Here is a 16,269-nt window from a genome sequence, read left to right on the forward strand (position 1 = left end):
CGAAGGGTGCTGCGACAGACGATCCTGTGGATGGCGCGCAACCAGCGCGTGAAGCACCTGGTCGAGACAATGCCGGTCAGCAGCGGCATCGTCCGGCGCTACGTTCCCGGGGAGGACACCCAGGCCGCGGTGGTGGCCGCGCGCGGGCTGGTCGACGACGGCCTGCACGTCACCCTCGACCACCTCGGCGAGGACACCCTCGACCCCGAGCAGGCCGACGCCACGGTCAAGGCGTACCTCGACCTGCTCGAGCAGCTCTCGGCCGCCGGGCTGGCCCGCAACGCCGAGGTGTCGGTCAAGCTCTCGGCCGTGGGCCAGGCGCTGCCCGAGGTGGGCGCCAAGCTCTCGTTGGAGAACGCCCGGACGATCTGCCGCGCCGCACGCAACGTCGGCACCACGGTCACCTTGGACATGGAGGACCACACCACCACCGACCAGACGCTGGCCACGCTGCGCGAGCTGCGCAAGGACTTCCCCGAGACCGGGGCCGTGCTGCAGGCGATGCTGCGGCGCACCGAGGCCGACTGCCGTGCGCTGGCCTACGAGGGCTCGCGCGTCCGGCTGTGCAAGGGCGCCTACCTCGAACCGGAGTCGGCCGCCTTCGAGGACGGCGTGGAGGTCGACCGCTCCTACGTGCGCTGCCTGAAGGTGCTCATGGCCGGCCAGGGCTACCCGATGGTCGCCACGCACGACCCGCGCATGATCGCCATCGCGGGTGCTCTCGCCACGCGGCACGGGCGGGCGCCGGGAAGCCACGAGTACCAGATGCTGTTCGGCATCCGGCCCGAGGAGCAGAAGCGGCTGGCCGGGCAGGGCGAGAAGGTGCGCGTGTACGTGCCCTACGGCCAGGAGTGGTACGGCTACCTGATGCGACGGCTGGCGGAGCGACCGTCCAACCTGACATTCTTCGCCCGCTCGCTGATCTCCAAGAGTTAGGTACTGCCATGACGGTGGCCATCATCGGTGTCGGCGTCATGGGCGAGGCGCTGCTCTCGGGCCTGGTGCGCGGCGGGACGCCGAGCGACGAGCTCCTGGTCGGGGAGAAGCGCGCCGACCGCGCCGCCGAGCTGCGCGAGCGCTACGGGGTGTCGGTGGTGGGCAACCTCGAGGCCGTCCGCGCGGCCGACACCGTGCTGCTGGTGGTCAAGCCGCAGGACATGCCCACGGTGCTGGCCGAGATCTCGCCCGCCCTGGACTCCGGCACGCTGCTGGTCTCGCTGGCCGCCGGCATCACGACCTCCTTCATCGAGCGGCAGGTGCCCGACGGCGTGGCCGTCGTCCGCGTCATGCCCAACACCCCGGCCCTGGTCGACGAGGGCATGGCCGCGATCTCGCCCGGCACCCACTGCGACGCCGAGCACCTCGACGAGGCGCAGCGGCTGCTCTCGGCCACCGGCCGCGTGGTGCAGGTGCCCGAGGACCAGCAGGACGCGATCACCGCCATCAGCGGCTCCGGTCCGGCCTACATCTTCTTCGTCGTCGAGGCGATGATCGAGGCGGGCGTGCACCTGGGCCTGCCGCGCGCGACCGCCAGCGAGCTGGTGCTGCAGACGGTGGTGGGCTCGGCCAAGCTGCTGCGCGAGACCGGCGAGCACCCCACGGTGCTGCGCGAACGCGTCACGTCGCCGGGCGGGACGACGGCCGCTGCCGTCCGCGAGCTGGAGGACCACCGGGTCCGGGCGGCGTTCATGACCGCCATGGAGGCCGCTCGGGATCGGTCGCGGGCGTTGGCGGGGGAGTAGCGGTCCTGGGCGGGGGTTTTGCCGGGCACCCGGCAAAACCCCCCGATATACAGTGCGAAATGCACCACATGTGAAGAGTTTTGCCGGGCACCCGGCAAAACCCCGGCCGCTGAGAGCGGCCCAGAGCCGCCCCGACCAGCCCCTCAGACCAGCCGCACCTGCAGCTGCCCGTTGTCGATGGTCCGGGTCTCGACCGCGTCGGCCCGGCTCTCAACGAAGGCCCGGAAGGAGCTGAACCCCAGCGCCTTCTCCTTGAAGCCGGAGTCCATGCGCTGCATCTGGCTCTTCACACCGCCCGAGTAGAGCCACTCGTCGTCGCTGTTCTGCAGGCCGACCCGGATCGCGCGCACCAGGAGGTTCGTGGCGTCGTCTTGGGCATTGGTCTTGCGGGTACGGCGCGAGGGCGTCTTCTTGGCCGGCTCGGGCTTCTTCGGCGGCACGACGCCGGGCAGGGCGTCGTAGTCGCTGAACTCGTCGCAGGCAGCGATGAGGGCGCGACTGGTGGCGCCGGTGACGCCGATGCCGACGACGAAGCGGCCCAGTCGCTTGCAGCGCTGCGCCAGTGGGATGTAGTCGGAGTCGCCGGCCACGACCACCACGTGGGTCAGGTCGTCGTGCTGGAAGAGGTCGTCGACGGCGTCGACGGAGAGGCGGATGTCGGCACCGTTCTTGGTGCCGGAGGTGGCGAAGAGCTGCACCAGGTCGACGGCGCGGTCGACCAGCTGGCCCCGGTAGGCGGCGTTGGCCGGGGAGGACCAGTCGGCGTAGGCGCGGGTCAGCGCCACGGTGCCGAAGCTGGAGGCGTAGTCGAGGATCGCGCCGACGTCGACCTCGGCCTCGGCGAGCCGGCGGTCGGTCTCCTCAGCGGAGGAGGCGTCGGCGCCGTGGTGGCGCGCGTCGTCCTTGCGCCAGCGTCCGTCGCCGAACACCGCGTCGTAGCGCGAGATCACGACGTTGTCGAAGTCCAGGTACACAGCGACCCGAGAGCCTTGAGGTCCAGCCACGCTTCTTAATCTAGGGGGAGGCTAAGGTCGCGCCCATGTCCGGCTGCTCCGCGTGCGTCGTCTTCGACGACTCGCTCACGCAGTACGACTTCGGTCCCAGCCACCCGATGAACCCGGTGCGCGTCGACCTCACCATGAGGCTGGCCGACCGTCTCGGCGTCGTCGGCAGCCGGCTCCCGCTCGAGCCCGCGCCGCACGCGAGCGACGAGGACCTGCTGACCGTCCACACGCCGCAGATGATCGAGGCGGTGCGTCGCGCGAGCCTCGACCCCGACGACGCCGATCTCGCCTTCGGGCTCGGTAACGACGACAACCCCACCTTCGCCGGGATGCACGAGGCCTCGCGGCACGTGGTCGGCGCCTCGATCGAGGCTGCGCGGCTGGTGTGGGAGGGCGGCTACGACCACGCGGCCAACGTCGCCGGTGGGCTCCACCACGCGATGCCCGACCGGGCCAGCGGCTTCTGCGTCTACAACGACATCGCCGTCGCCATTCGCTGGCTGCAGCGCCAGGGGGCGAAGCGGATCGCCTACGTCGACCTCGACGTCCACCACGGCGACGGCGTGGAGAAGGTGTTCTGGGACGACCCGAGCGTGCTGACCGTCTCGTTGCACGAGACCGGGCAGATGCTGTTCCCGGGCACGGGCTTCGCCCACGACGTCGGCGGCCGTGGCGCCGAGGGCAGCGCGGTGAACGTCGCGCTCCCGCCGGGGACGGCCGACGCCGGCTGGCTGCGCGCCTTCCACGCGGTCGTGCCGCCGCTGCTGCGCGAGTTCGCCCCCGACGTGCTGGTCACCCAGCACGGCTGCGACTCCCACCGCGCCGACCCGCTGGCCCACCTCATGCTCAGCATCGACGGCCAGCGCGCGGCCTACGCGACGCTGCACGACCTCGCCCACGAGGTGTCGGGCGGCAAGTGGGTCGCGGTCGGCGGTGGCGGCTACGCGGTGGTCGAGGTCGTGCCGCGGGCCTGGACCCATCTGCTCGGCGTGGTGGGCGACCGGCCGGTCGACCCGGCCACCGAGACCCCGCAGGACTGGCGCGACCACATCGCCTCGCTCGGTGGCGGCGCGGCGCCCGCGGCCATGACCGATGGACGCGACGCCGCCTACGTCGACTGGTCGCAGGGCTTCGATCCCGACACCTGGCTAGACCGGTCGGTGCAGGCGACCCGGACCGCCGCGTTCCCCCTCAACGGGCTCGACCCGCTGGGGTGAACCCGCAGGTCAGCGTGCCTGGAATATCCGATTCGCTGGTCTGACGGCGACCGACACGCCGGGTGCGGGGGGTGTGGGCACATCGGTTTGGACGATTCCTTCCACACCAGTCACTCAAGGCCCTATCCTCATCACCAAGACGCGTGACGTACCCGGTGGGGAAGCCGGGGCACGCTCGGCGAAGTCGAAAGTGGTGCGTAGATGACCAACCTCAGCGGGGACATCTCCGAGGTGAAGTTCCTGACGGTGGCCGAGGTGGCCGCGGTCATGCGCGTCTCGAAGATGACCGTCTACCGCCTGGTGCACAACGGCGAGCTGCCGGCGGTGCGCGTGGGTCGCTCCTTCCGGGTGAGCGAGACCGACGTCAACGAGTACCTCAAGGGCTCCTTCTTCCAGACCGGCTGAGCCGTCGGGTCGCGACCGGTGCCGAGCACAGCGCCGCATCCGGTCCCTGGAGGCTGATTCGGCTGCGCACGCCGCGCCGGTTAGGCTGACCCTTCGGCGCCGTTGATTTCTCCTGCGCCTACGCGCGTCGAGAAGGGTCAGTGGATCTGTGGGTTCGGTAGTCAAGAAGCGCCGTAAGCGGATGGCGAAGAAGAAGCACCGCAAGCTGCTGAAGAAGACGCGCGTGCAGCGCCGCCGTCTGGGCAAGTAAGGACGCACCGGCGTGGGTCGGGTCGTGCTGGTCACCGGGGTCTCGATGGATCTCGGCCGACGGTTCGCGCGCCAGCTGACCCACCTCGACGACGTCGACCGCGTCATCGGCGTCGACGTGCTGCCGCCGCGGGGCGACGCCGGCGCCGTGCAGTTCGTGCGCGCCGACATCCGCAACCCGGTCATCGGCAAGGTGATCGCGCGCGAGCAGGTCGACACCGTGGTGCACATGAGCGTCATCGCCAGCCCCGGCCCCGCCGGGAGCCGGACGTCGATGAAGGAGCTCAACGTCATCGGCACTATGCAGCTGCTCGCTGCGGTGCAGCAGTCGCCGAACGTCGAGCGGCTGGTGGTGAAGTCGAGCACCGCCTACTACGGCGCGTCGAGCCGTGATCCGGCGATGTTCACCGAGGACATGGGGCCCAAGCGCGAGGCCCGCTCGGGCTACGGCAAGGACGTCGCCGAGGTCGAGGGCTACGTCCGCGGCTTCTCGCGGCGCCGGCCCGACGTCAGCGTCACGATGCTGCGCGCGGCCAACGTCATCGGCCCGCTGGTGGTCTCCCCGATCAGCTCCTACTTCCGGATGCCCGTGGTGCCGACCGTCCTCGGCTACGACGCGCGCCTGCAGTTCCTCCACGAGCACGACCTGCTCGGCGTCTTGCAGCAGGTGACGCTCGACCCGGTGCACGGCACGTTCAACGTCGCCGGCGACGGCATCATGATGCTCTCCCAGGCGCTGCGCCGGCTGGGCAAGCCGACGCTGAAGGTGCCCTCCTTCGCGATGCCCCAGGTCGGCTCGCTGGTGCGGCAGGCACGGCTGGCGGACTTCCTGCCCGACCAGATCGGCTTCCTCTCCTACGGCCGCGGTGTCGACACCACGCGCATGCGCACGGTCCTGGGCTTCACGCCGCGCTACACCACGCCCGAGGCGTTCGCCGACTTTGCGACGTCGGTGGCGCCCGGGGCCCTCTCGGCCTCGCGCGTCGAGGCCGCCGAGCAGCTGGTGCGCGGCACGCTGAGCGGCCGGGGGTCCGCAGGTGCCTGACGCCGAGATCATCCCGCTGGGCGCGATCGGCACCAGCGGCCGCCCGGGCCGCGGCTCGGGGCGCTCGAACCCGTCCTCCTCCTCGCGCAGCCTCGCCCCGAAGCAGCGCTCGCAGCGGCGATCGGCCGCCGCCACGCCGCCCGAGCCGGAGTCGACGGTCGAGTCGGGGGCCGAGCCGGTCGAGACGGCACCGCCTCCCCTCACGCCGCTGCGTCCGCCCGCCGCCACCGAGGAGCGCCATTCCGGCGGTGGTCCGGGCGTGCCGCTCACCGAGCTGATCGCCGCGGCCACGGGCGCCGCGAAGGAGATCTTCGGCGACTCCTGGGAGCCCAGGCTGGCCGCCTTCCTGGCCTTCTGCCGGCGTCGCCTCACCGGGGACTACGAGGTCGACGAGTACGGCTTCGACCCCGAGATCACCGAGCGGTTCCTCATCGCCGCCCTGCGCCCGATCGCGCAGAAGTGGTTCCGCATCGAGGTGCGCGGCCTCGAGAACATCCCGCTCGAGGGCGGCGCGCTAGTGGTCTCCAACCACTCCGGCACGCTGCCGCTCGACGGCCTGATGACCGCCGTGACGCTCTTCGACGAGACCGGGCGCCACCTGCGTCCCCTCGGGGCCGACCTGGTGTTCCGGATGCCCGTGGTCAGCGAGCTGGCCCGCAAGGGCGGCGCGACGCTGGCCTGCAACGACGACGCCGAGCGGATGCTGCGCGGCGGCGAGCTCGTCGGCGTCTGGCCGGAGGGCTTCAAGGGCATCGGCAAGCCGTTCTCCGAGCGCTACAAGCTGCAGCGGTTCGGCCGGGGCGGGTTCGTCTCGGCGGCGATGCGCACCGGTGTGCCGATCATCCCCTGCTCGGTGGTGGGCGCCGAGGAGATCTACCCGCTCATCGGCAACGTCCCCTCGCTGGCGCGGCTGCTCGGCGTGCCCTACCTGCCGGTGACCCCGCTGTTTCCCTGGCTCGGTCCGCTGGGCCTGGTGCCGCTGCCCTCGAAGTGGCTCATCGAGTTCGGGGAGCCGGTGCGCACCGACTCCTATGACGCCGGCGCCGCGGACGACCCGATGCTGGTCTTCAACGTCACCGATCAGGTGCGCGAGACGATCCAGCAGACGCTGTACTCGCTGCTGATGCAGCGCGGTCCGGTCTTCGGGAGCTGAGCTTCGGGGTCTGAGCCCGGTGACGCAGCCGCGGCGTTGTCCCGGTCAGGGATTCGGCGTGGCGCTCCCGCCCAGTGATCCCGTCACACCGTTCACGACGCCGTCGACCGCGCCGCCGACCGTGCCCACCGCGGCGTCGACCACGCCGGCCACTGCCGTGGTCACCTGGTTGGTGGTGCCGGTGACCGCCGAGCCGACCGAGCCCGGCAGCGAGCTCGCCTTCGTCGTGACCTTGCCCTTGGTGGCCGAGGCGCTCGGCACGGCAGGCGTCGAGGGCACCGCGGGTGCGCCGCTGGGCGCGAGGGTCTGCGGTCCACCCGACACGGCGGCGGCGGGGCCGTCGCCCTGGGGTCGGGCGGCGTGGACCAGGGCCTGGGCCAGCGCCGACTGGGCGGCGGTCCCGATGTCGTCGTCCAGGGGAGCCGGGGCCGCGCTCAGGTCGCTCGGCACCTGGAGCGGCTCGAGCGACCCGCACTGGGCGCAGAGCACCTGGGCCTCCTGGTCGATGTGGCTGAGCAGCGTCGCCGCGTCGTCCAGCGACGAGCGGTCACCGGCCGGCAGCTGGGCGGCGAGCGAGGAGAGCTGGGCCATGGCCGCGTGGGTGAAGTCGCGCACGGCGGTGACGTCGCCCTGGTCACCGTCGGCCTGGTAAGCGGTGAAGAGGTGGTCCGACCCCGCGCCGGCACTGTGGGTGAAGGCGCGCAGGCTCGACGCGACCGAGGCGTCGCGGTCGCCCTGCAGCAGCGCCGAGGCCTCCTCGAGCCGGGTGGTGGCCTGGTGCAGCTCGGCCCGGCCGGTGCCTGCCTCGTGGAGCTGCAGCGTGCGGCTGGCGGCCTCCAGGCCCTGCTTGACGGTGTACAGCGGCTGGCCGGGCAGGCTGTGCTCGGCGGCGACGGCCACACCGGCCGAGCCGCCGGCGATGACGAGCGCGACGGCCGCCGCAGCCAACCGGGCCGGGCGGCGATGGTGGTGCGAGCGGTTCGGGGCGCGGTCGAGGATGAGGCGCTCCTCGGTGGGCACCAGGGCCGACTCGGCCTCGATCAGCAGCCGGGAGCGCAGGTCGGCCACGAACTCCGGGCGTGCCTGCGGCGCCGAGGCGGCGACGGTGCGCAGCGCCCCGACGGTCCCCAGCAACCCGACGAGGGTCTCGTCGGCGCCGTCGCCAGTGGGCCTCTCCGCGCCCAGCGGCGTCGGCTCGTCGAGCATCGCGGCGAACCGTTCCGCTCGGCGGGTCCCCCAGCCGTTCATCGCAGGACCTGCATCATTCTCGTCCCGTCCTCGTGTGATCGCGGACGCCCCCGGTGCCCCGCTGCAGCCACAACGAGTCTGATGGTCTAGAGGTTACGCACGAGTTGGACACGGCGCCCCGGGTTGTCAACGGACGTCCTCGGGCAGCAGCGAGGCCAGGTGCCGCACGGCTCGCAGCTGGAGCTGCTTGATCGCCCCGCTGCTGCGCTCCATGGCCTCCGCGGTCTCGGCCAGCGACAGGCCCTGCAGGAACCGCATCACCAGGCAGTCCTGCTGGTCCTGGGGGAGACGGTGGAGCGCGTCGAGCAGCGCCTCGTTGGTGAGCTGGGCCAGCACCATGCCCTCGGGCCCCTCGTCGGCGGCGTCCAGGGTGCGCTCGTCGTCGGTGACCAGCTCCAGCCGGGCGCGACCGGACTTGAAGTGGTCGGTGGCCAGGTTGCGGGCGATGGTCATCAGCCACGCCCCGAAGTCGCGGCCCTGCCACCGGAAGCCGTTCATGCGTCGCAGCGCGCGGAAGAACGTCTCGGCGGTGAGGTCCTCGGCCAGCTGCACGCTGCCCACCCGGTAGTAGAGGAACCGGTGCACCGAGGGCTGGTAGTGGTCGTAGAGCTGCCCGAAGGCCTCCTTGTCGCCGCCGCGCGCGAGCTCGACGAGGGCGATGAGCCGCTGCCGCTCCGCGGCGTCCTCGGCCGAGGACGCGGCCAGGTCGCGGTCGGAGGCCGGGTCGGGGCCGGCGCCCGAAGCGCCTGGGTGACCGGCGCTGCCCGTGCTGGGGGCGGCCTGCGAGAGCAGCCAGCCGGGTGCCGCGACCGGGGCGGGAGAGGGGACGAGGGAGGTCGCGAGCACCTGCGCCAGGGCGCGTCGCAGCTCGCGCAGGCCGTCGGACGGTTGGGTGAGCTGGGTCACGGGTTTCCCTCCCCGTGGCCTTCCTACCCCGAGATCGGCGGTTTCACACCCCCCGTGGGGTCCGAACCGGCGACGGCCGAAAACGCCTGGTCAGCCCGGCCGCCCGGCTAGTGCAGGCGTCGTCGCAGCACCGAGCCCGCGGCGACGCCGGTGCCGGCCGCCGTGGCGAGGACCGCGCCCAGCAGGCCGACCCGGGCCGCCTTGCGGCCGGTGCGGTAGTCGCGCACCGGCCAGCCGTGCTCGCGAGCGTGCTCGCGCAGCCGGGAATCGGGGTTGACGGCGCAGGGGTGGCCGACGAGCTGCAGCATCGGCAGGTCGTTGGAGGAGTCGGAGTAGGCGAAGCAGAGCGCGAGGTCCAGGCCCTCGTGGCGGGCGAGCTCGGTGACGGCGTCGGCCTTGGCCTGGCCGTGGAGCATGTCGCCGACCAGCCGTCCGGTGTAGATGCCGTCACGGTGCTCGGCGACGGTGCCCATCGCGCCGGTCAGCCCCAGCCGGCGGGCGATCACGCGGGCGATCTCCACCGGCGCCGCCGTCACCAGCCACACGCGCTGCCCCTCGTCGAGGTGCAGCTGGGCCAGGGCGCGGGTGCCGGGCCAGATCCGGTGGGCCATGCCCTCGTCGAAGATCTCATCGGAGAGCGACTCCAGCTCCGCGACGCCGTGGCCGGCGATGAAACCCAGCGCCGAGACGCGGGCCTCCTCGATGTGCTCGGGATCCTCCGAGCCGACCACGCGGAACCAGGTCTGCCGCCAGGCCGCGCTCAGCAGGTCGCGGGTGGTGAAGAACTCGCGCCGGTGCAGCCCGCGGGCGAGATGGAAGATGGAGGCGCCCTGCATGACGGTGTTGTCGACATCGAAGAACGCGGCCACCTGCGGGTCGGGCGGCACCGCCAGCGCGTCCTCGATCTCGGCGTCGGCCGCGGCCGCCTCGCCCGCGAGCACGGAGCGGCGCGTCAGGTTCGGCGGTCGCTGCGGTGGGCGGGGCTTCGCTGCCACGGGATCAGGGTAGAGACTGATCCGATGGCTGGCGCGAGGGTCACGCTGTTCACCCGCCCCGGATGCCATCTGTGCGACGACGCACGGACCGTCGTGGACCGGGTCTGCGCCGACCTGGGGGAGCGCTACGAGGAGGTCGACATCACCACCTCGCCCAACCTTCAGGCCGCGTACGGCGAGGAGATCCCGGTGACCCTCGTCGACGGGCAGCGCCACGACTTCTGGCGCGTCGAGGAGAGCCGGCTGCGGCGCGCCCTGGCCTAACCGCCGGTCGAGGAGGTGGCCCCGTGACCTTGTCGAAACCGAGGCCCTGTGCGTGACGTCGAACACGTACTCACCAGGCTTCGAGCCAGGGATTTTGTTCGCACGTTCACAAACTCCTACAGTGGCCAGACAGCGCCGCCCTCACTCAGGGTCCATCGAGCTCCCGGGGGGCAGGCAACGGCTGGAGTTGTTGTCGGCAGTGAGCAAGTTGAGTGGCGGGGCAGCGGCGTCTCGCATCCCCGAGGCCACGGTGGCTCGGCTCCCGGTGTACCTACGGGCGCTGAACTCCCTCGCCGACGCCGGCACCACCACGTGCTCCAGCGAGCACCTCGCCGGTGCCGCGGGCGTCAACTCCGCGAAGCTGCGCAAGGACCTCTCCCACCTCGGCTCCTACGGCACGCGGGGCGTCGGCTACGACGTGGAGTACCTGCGCTACCAGATCGCGCGTGAGATCGGGCAGACCCACGACTGGCCCGTGGTGATCGTCGGCATCGGCAACCTGGGCCACGCCCTGGCCAACTACTCCGGCTTCAGCTCGCGTGGCTTCCGCACCGTCGCGCTGCTCGACGCCGACCCCGCGCGCACCGGCCAGGTGGTCGCGGGCACCGAGATCCGGCCCTTCGGCGACCTGGCCGGCATCGTGAGCGAGCACGGCGTCGCGATCGGCGTCATCGCCGCGCCCGCCTCGGCGGCGCAGGACGTCGCCGACGCGATGGTCGCCGCCGGCATCCGCAGCATCCTCAACTTCGCACCGGCGGTGCTCGCCGTGCCCGAGGAGGTCGACGTGCGCAAGGTCGACCTCTCGATCGAGTTGCAGATCCTCGCCTACCACGAGCAGCGCAAGTCCGGTCTCGACGGAGCGGAGGCGATATGAGCGTCCTGATCGTCGGCATCTCCCACCGCAGCGCTCCGGTCGCCGTGCTCGAGCGGCTCGCCCTGGACGCCGACGCGGCGGCCAAGCTGGCCCACGACGTGCAGGACCAGGAGCACGTCAGCGAGGCCACGGTGCTCGCCACCTGCAACCGGGTGGAGATCTACGCCGACGTCACGCGGTTCCACGGCAGCGTCGAGGCGGTCTCCCGGCTGCTGTGCGAGCGCGCCGGCGGCGAGACCGAGGAGTTCGTGCCGCACCTCTACGTCCACTACGACGACGGCGCCGTGGCCCACCTCTTCAACGTGGCCTCGGGCCTGGACTCGATGGTCGTCGGCGAGAGCCAGGTGCTCGGCCAGGTGCGCGACGCGCTGCGCTCGGGCCAGGAGGGCGGCACGCTGGGCAGCTCGCTCAACCTGCTGTTCCAGCAGGCGCTGCGAGTCGGTAAGCGCTCGCACGCCGAGACCGACATCGACCGCTTCGCGCCGTCGCTGGTCAGCGCCTCGCTCTCGCGCGCGGCCCGGCTGATCGGCGACGTCGCCGGCAAGCGGGTGCTCGTCGTGGGCGCCGGCTCGATGTCCGCGCTGGCCGTCTCGACGGCCGCCCGTGCCGGTGCCGTGGTCACCGTGGCCAACCGCACCGCCGCGCACGGCGACCGGCTCGCGCTGCAGCACGGCGTCCGCGCGGTGGGGCTGAGCGACCTGGCCGTCGAGCTCACCTCGGCCGACGTGGTCGTCTCCTGCACCGCCGCGTCCGGGCGGGTGCTCACCACCGACCAGGTGCGCACCGCCCGCGAGGGCGTCGAGACGCCGTTGATGGTGCTCGACCTGGCGCTGCCCCACGACGTGGAGGCCGGCGTCGGTGCGCTGCCCGGAGTCAGCCTGATCAACCTCGCGACGCTGGCCGACGAGCTGGCCGACGACGAGGGCGAGACCGCGGTGGCCGACGTCCGCGGCATCGTGACCGAGGAGCTGGCCGCCTTCCTCTCCGCGCGGCACGCCGCGTCGGTGACCCCGACCGTGGTCGCGCTGCGTGGCATGGCCACCGGCGTCGTCGAGACCGAGATGACGCGGCTGGACCACCGGCTCCCGAACCTCGACCCCGCGGTGCGCGACGAGGTGCTGCACACGCTGCGGCGGGTCACCGACAAGTTGCTCCACCAGCCCACGGTGCGCGTGAAGCAGCTGGCCAACAGCGAGGGCGCCGTGTCCTACGCGGCCGCGCTGGCCGAGCTGTTCGCGCTCGACCCCGAGGCCGTCGACGCCGTCACCCGCCCCGACGGGATCGCGCCATGACCTCCCCGGCCACCTCTCCTGCGACGGTCCGCTTCGGCACCCGTCGCTCCGCGCTCGCCCGCGCCCAGTCGGGCCGGGTCGCAGCCGACTTCGCCGCGGCCACCGGTCACGACGTCGAGCTGGTGGAGATCACCACCGAGGGCGACGTCTCCCAGGCGGCGCTGGCCCAGATCGGCGGCACCGGCGTGTTCGTCGGCGCGCTGCGCGAGGCGCTGCTCGACGGTCGTGTCGACGTCGCCGTCCACTCGTTGAAGGACCTGCCGACCGCGCCGGCCGAGGGCGTCGCGCTGGCGGCCGTACCGCCCCGCGAGGACCCGCGCGACGTCCTGGTCGCCCGCGACGGGCTCACCCTCGGCGAGCTGCCGGTGGGGGCGCGGGTGGGCACCGGCTCGCCGCGGCGGGTGGCGCAGATCCAGGCCCTGGGCCTGGGCTTGGACCTGGTCGGCGTCCGCGGCAACGTCGACACCCGGATCGCCAAGGTCGCCTCCGGCGAGCTCGACGCCGTCGTCCTCGCGCGCGCGGGCCTGGCGCGGCTGGACCGGGTGGCCGACGCGACCGAGGTGCTCGACCCGATCCAGGTGCTTCCCGCCCCCGGGCAGGGCGCCCTTGCGGTGGAGTCCCGGGCCGGCGACCCGCTCGAGACCGAGCTCCGCGAGGCGCTGGACGACCCCCGCAGCCGAGCCGCCGTGACCTGTGAACGTGCAGTGCTGGCCACTCTTGAGGCAGGATGCTCGGCTCCGGTCGGTGCCCTGGCCGAGGTGGTCGAGGGCGACGACGGGGACGAGCTGTGGGTCCGGGCGGTGGCGCTGAGCCCCGACGGCGCGCTCGACGTACGAAGGTCCGCCAGCGGCTCGGTCACCGCGGCGGAGGAGGTGGGCCGGACCCTGGCCGGCGAGATGCTCGCCGACGGGGCCGCCGACCTGATGCACCAGACAACAGCAGCAAGCGTCACGACCACGACAACGACAGGGCAGCAACAGTGACCACCAAGAAGGCAGTCAAGCGTCCCGGCTGGGTCTCGTTCGTCGGGAGCGGTCCCGGCGACCCGGACCTGCTCACCGTGCGGGCCGTCGACCTCATCCGCAGTGCCGACGTCGTCGTGACCGAGATACCCGGCCACGAGGCGCTGGTGCGCTCGCTCCTGACCGACGACGCCGGGATCGACCTGGTCGACGGCAGCTTCGGTGAGGACGGCACCCCGCTGACCACCGCCGCGCGCGCCAAGGTCGTCGTCCGCGAGGCCAAGGCCGGCCGGCGCGTCGTGCGGCTCGTGGCCGGCGACCCGTTCGTCAACGCCTCGGGCCCCGAGGAGGCGCAGGCGGTCGTCAAGGCCGGCATCGGCTTCGAGGTCGTGCCCGGTGTCTCCTCGGCCACCGCGGTGCCCGCGTACGCCGGCATCCCGGTGACCAGCAAGGACCACCGCGAGTTCGGCGTCGTGTCGGCGGTCGACCCCAAGGTCGACTGGAAGGCCAACGCCCACCACGACACCCTCGTCGTGCTCAACGCCGGCGACCGGCTCGACGTCGTCTCCCGCGAGCTCATCGACGCCGGCCGCGCGCCGGAGACCCCGGTGGCCGTCACCCACGCGGGCACCACCACCGGCCAGGAGACGCTGGTCTCGACGCTGGCCGAGGTGGTCCGCGACGCCAAGGCCGCCCGCATCGCCTCGCCCGTCGTCACGGTCGTCGGCGAGGTCGTCGACCTGCGCTCGACGCTGTCGTGGTTCGAGACCAAGCCGCTGTTCGGCTGGCGCGTGCTGGTGCCGCGCACCAAGGAGCAGGCGGGCTCGCTCTCGGCGCGGCTGCGCGGCTTCGGCGCCGTGCCCGAGGAGGTGCCGACCATCTCGGTGGAGCCGCCGCGCAACCCGCAGCAGATGGACAAGGCCATCCGCGGCCTCGTCGAGGGCCGCTACGAGTGGATCGCCTTCACCTCGGTCAACGCGGTCAAGGCCGTGCGTGAGAAGTTCGAGGACTACGGCCTCGACGCCCGCGCCTTCTCCGGCCTGAAGATCGCCGCCGTCGGCGACAAGACCGCCGAGGCCATCGCGGCCTGGGGCCTGGTGGCCGACCTCGTGCCCAGCGGCGAGCAGAGCGCCCGGGGGCTGCTGGAGGACTGGCCGCCCTACGACGACGTCCTCGACCCGATCAACCGAGTGTTCCTGCCGCGCGCCGACATCGCCACCGAGAACCTGGTGGCCGGCCTGGTCGACCTCGGCTGGGAGGTCGACGACGTCACGGCCTACCGCACGGTCCGCGCCGCCCCGCCGGCCGCGCCGGTGCGCGAGGCGATCAAGACCGGCAAGTTCGACGCGGTCGTGTTCACCTCCTCCTCCACGGTGCGCAACCTGGTCGGCATCGCCGGCAAGCCGCACACCTCGACGATCATCGCGGTGATCGGCCCGGCGACGGCCAAGACCGCCGAGGAGCACGGGCTGCGCGTGGACGTCCTCGCGCCGAACCCGTCGGTCGAGGAGCTGGTCGACGCGCTCGCCGACTTCGGCAGCGCGCGACGGGCCGAGCTGCTCGAGGCGGGGCTGCCGGTCACCCGGCCCTCGGAGAAGCGCGCGACCACGCGGAGGAAGGCCACCTCCTGATGGCCGGCTTCCCGGCGGTGCGTCCGCGGCGGCTGCGGCGCACGCCGGCCCTGCGGCGCAGCGTCGCGGAGACCCACGTGCGCGCCTCGCAGCTGGTGCTGCCGGTGTTCGTGCGCGAGGGGGCCACCGAGCCCACGCCGATCTCCTCCATGCCGGGCGTCGTGCAGCACACCCGCGACTCGCTGCGGAAGGTGGCCGCGGAGTCGGCGGCCGCCGGCCTCGGCGGGATCATGCTGTTCGGGGTGCCCGAGCACAAGGACGCCCAGGGCTCCGGTGCGCTGGACCCCGACGGCATCCTCAATGTCGCCATCGCCGACGTCGCCTCGGAGGTCGGCGACGCGCTGACGGTGATGAGCGACCTCTGCCTCGACGAGTTCACCGACCACGGCCACTGCGGGGTGCTCGACGCCTCCGGCGCGGTCGACAACGACGCCACGCTGGAGATCTACGCCCAGATGGCGCTGGCGCACGCGGCCGCGGGCGTCGACATGGTCGGCCCGAGCGGGATGATGGACGGCCAGGTCGGTGTCGTCCGCGACGCGCTCGAGGGCGCCGGGTACCACGACGTCGCGGTGCTGGCCTACTCGACGAAGTACGCCTCGGCCTTCTTCGGACCCTTCCGCGAGGCGGTCGACTCCGCGCTGCAGGGCGACCGGCGCACGTACCAGCAGGACCCGGCCAACGGCCGCGAGGGCGTCCGCGAGGCGCTGCTCGACGTCGCCGAGGGCGCCGACCTGGTGATGGTCAAGCCCGCGATGGGCTACCTCGACGTCCTCGCCGCGGTGCGCGCCGCCGTCGACGTGCCGGTGGCCGCCTACAACATCTCCGGTGAGTACGCGATGCTCGAGGCCGCCGCCGCCCACGGCTGGATCGACCGCGACGCCGCGATCTCCGAGACGTTGACCTCGATCCGCCGCGCCGGCGCCGACATCGTGCTCACGTACTGGGCGCTGGAGGCGGCGCAGCGAAACTTGGTCGGCTGAGGTAATCCGGCCCAGGCCTGACTGGCGCGCAGCGAGCCCTGCGAGCGAGCGCCAGAGGAGCCGAGACGACTGGCGCGCAGCGAGCTCTGCGAGCGAGTGCCAGAGGAGCCGAGACGTCGGACACCCTCGGCCGGTGCGTCCGGGCGAAGCCCGCGCCGCTGGCCGAGGGTTTGCGACGTCTCGGCGAGACAACAGCGCTCAGCAAGGATCCAGGCAACCGAGGCAGGCGCGGGTTGGTCTGAGACGCCGGGCACGGGAACGCGACGCCTCAGCGGCCCGGACGCGCGGGGACGCGACGC

17 protein-coding genes are annotated in these 16,269 nt (G+C 72.6%); 13 read left to right on the top strand and 4 right to left on the bottom strand.

All coding sequences use genetic code 11. The features are described 5' to 3' along the window. Nucleotides 1-6: 6 nt before the first annotated feature. Both D9V37_RS00335 and proC read left to right on the top strand, forming a co-directional pair. The gene (locus D9V37_RS00335) at nucleotides 7-936 is read left to right on the top strand and encodes a proline dehydrogenase family protein (RefSeq protein WP_121804160.1); all 930 of its coding nucleotides are present in this window, start codon (nucleotides 7-9) and stop codon (nucleotides 934-936) included. Nucleotides 937-944: 8 nt separating this feature from the next. Continuing rightward, nucleotides 945-1,742 carry a pyrroline-5-carboxylate reductase gene (gene proC / locus D9V37_RS00340; protein ID WP_121804161.1) on the top strand — a complete coding sequence of 266 codons (798 nt, stop codon included), beginning with the start codon at nucleotides 945-947 and terminating at the stop codon, nucleotides 1,740-1,742. 143 nt (nucleotides 1,743-1,885) lie between these two features. Here the strand turns inward: proC and D9V37_RS00345 are convergent, their stop codons facing one another. Then, complete coding sequence (locus D9V37_RS00345; RefSeq protein WP_121804162.1) at nucleotides 1,886-2,746, bottom strand: NYN domain-containing protein; 861 nt, start codon at nucleotides 2,744-2,746, stop codon at nucleotides 1,886-1,888. Nucleotides 2,747-2,781: 35 nt separating this feature from the next. On the opposite strand from D9V37_RS00345, the gene D9V37_RS00350 reads away from it, so the two are divergent. The 5 genes from D9V37_RS00350 to D9V37_RS00370 all read left to right on the top strand — a co-directional run bounded on the left by D9V37_RS00350 (nucleotide 2,782) and on the right by D9V37_RS00370 (nucleotide 6,815). After that, entirely contained in the window at nucleotides 2,782-3,963 is a 1,182-nt protein-coding gene (locus tag D9V37_RS00350; protein ID WP_121804163.1) for an acetoin utilization protein AcuC, read from the top strand. A 201-nt stretch (nucleotides 3,964-4,164) separates the two neighbouring features. Continuing rightward, entirely contained in the window at nucleotides 4,165-4,368 is a 204-nt protein-coding gene (locus D9V37_RS00355; RefSeq protein ID WP_121804164.1) for a helix-turn-helix domain-containing protein, read from the top strand. A 148-nt stretch (nucleotides 4,369-4,516) separates the two neighbouring features. Beyond that, nucleotides 4,517-4,618, top strand: coding sequence for a 30S ribosomal protein bS22 (locus D9V37_RS00360; protein ID WP_121804165.1), 102 nt, complete (start codon nucleotides 4,517-4,519; stop codon nucleotides 4,616-4,618). A gap of 12 nt (nucleotides 4,619-4,630) precedes the next feature. Then, nucleotides 4,631-5,662, top strand: coding sequence for an NAD-dependent epimerase/dehydratase family protein (locus D9V37_RS00365; protein WP_121804166.1), 1,032 nt, complete (start codon nucleotides 4,631-4,633; stop codon nucleotides 5,660-5,662). Then, complete coding sequence (locus tag D9V37_RS00370) at nucleotides 5,655-6,815, top strand: lysophospholipid acyltransferase family protein (protein WP_121804167.1); 1,161 nt, start codon at nucleotides 5,655-5,657, stop codon at nucleotides 6,813-6,815. The genes D9V37_RS00365 and D9V37_RS00370 overlap by 8 nt, the downstream gene beginning before the upstream one ends. A gap of 45 nt (nucleotides 6,816-6,860) precedes the next feature. Here the strand turns inward: D9V37_RS00370 and D9V37_RS00375 are convergent, their stop codons facing one another. From D9V37_RS00375 to D9V37_RS00385, 3 genes are all read right to left on the bottom strand, one after another. Then, nucleotides 6,861-8,063 carry a DUF5667 domain-containing protein gene (locus D9V37_RS00375; RefSeq protein ID WP_121804168.1) on the bottom strand — a complete coding sequence of 401 codons (1,203 nt, stop codon included), beginning with the start codon at nucleotides 8,061-8,063 and terminating at the stop codon, nucleotides 6,861-6,863. 126 nt (nucleotides 8,064-8,189) lie between these two features. After that, nucleotides 8,190-8,969, bottom strand: coding sequence for a sigma-70 family RNA polymerase sigma factor (locus D9V37_RS00380; RefSeq protein ID WP_232524660.1), 780 nt, complete (start codon nucleotides 8,967-8,969; stop codon nucleotides 8,190-8,192). Nucleotides 8,970-9,076: 107 nt separating this feature from the next. Next, nucleotides 9,077-9,964, bottom strand: coding sequence for an HAD family hydrolase (locus D9V37_RS00385; protein ID WP_232524661.1), 888 nt, complete (start codon nucleotides 9,962-9,964; stop codon nucleotides 9,077-9,079). Between the two features lie 24 nt (nucleotides 9,965-9,988). Here D9V37_RS00385 and D9V37_RS00390 point away from each other — a divergent pair, with 24 nt between their 5' ends. The 6 genes from D9V37_RS00390 to hemB all read left to right on the top strand — a co-directional run bounded on the left by D9V37_RS00390 (nucleotide 9,989) and on the right by hemB (nucleotide 15,970). Next, a complete protein-coding gene (locus tag D9V37_RS00390; RefSeq protein ID WP_121804874.1) occupies nucleotides 9,989-10,228 on the top strand; it encodes a glutaredoxin family protein in 240 nt (79 codons plus the stop codon). Nucleotides 10,229-10,427: 199 nt separating this feature from the next. Continuing rightward, nucleotides 10,428-11,102 (top strand): redox-sensing transcriptional repressor Rex, encoded by a 675-nt coding sequence (locus tag D9V37_RS00395; protein WP_121804170.1) that lies wholly within the window; start codon nucleotides 10,428-10,430, stop codon nucleotides 11,100-11,102. Beyond that, the gene (locus D9V37_RS00400) at nucleotides 11,099-12,394 is read left to right on the top strand and encodes a glutamyl-tRNA reductase (RefSeq protein WP_121804171.1); all 1,296 of its coding nucleotides are present in this window, start codon (nucleotides 11,099-11,101) and stop codon (nucleotides 12,392-12,394) included. The genes D9V37_RS00395 and D9V37_RS00400 overlap by 4 nt, the downstream gene beginning before the upstream one ends. Continuing rightward, a complete protein-coding gene (gene hemC / locus D9V37_RS00405; protein ID WP_121804172.1) occupies nucleotides 12,391-13,377 on the top strand; it encodes a hydroxymethylbilane synthase in 987 nt (328 codons plus the stop codon). The genes D9V37_RS00400 and hemC overlap by 4 nt, the downstream gene beginning before the upstream one ends. Next, nucleotides 13,374-14,987, top strand: a complete 1,614-nt coding sequence (locus D9V37_RS00410) for a bifunctional uroporphyrinogen-III C-methyltransferase/uroporphyrinogen-III synthase (protein WP_121804173.1) — start codon at nucleotides 13,374-13,376, stop codon at nucleotides 14,985-14,987. The genes hemC and D9V37_RS00410 overlap by 4 nt, the downstream gene beginning before the upstream one ends. Continuing rightward, complete coding sequence (gene hemB, locus D9V37_RS00415; RefSeq protein WP_121804174.1) at nucleotides 14,987-15,970, top strand: porphobilinogen synthase; 984 nt, start codon at nucleotides 14,987-14,989, stop codon at nucleotides 15,968-15,970. The genes D9V37_RS00410 and hemB overlap by 1 nt, the downstream gene beginning before the upstream one ends. The last annotated feature ends 299 nt before the right edge of the window (nucleotides 15,971-16,269 follow it).

It is taken from the genome of Nocardioides mangrovicus, from assembly GCF_003674065.1.
Lineage (GTDB): Bacteria > Actinomycetota > Actinomycetes > Propionibacteriales > Nocardioidaceae > Marmoricola > Marmoricola mangrovicus.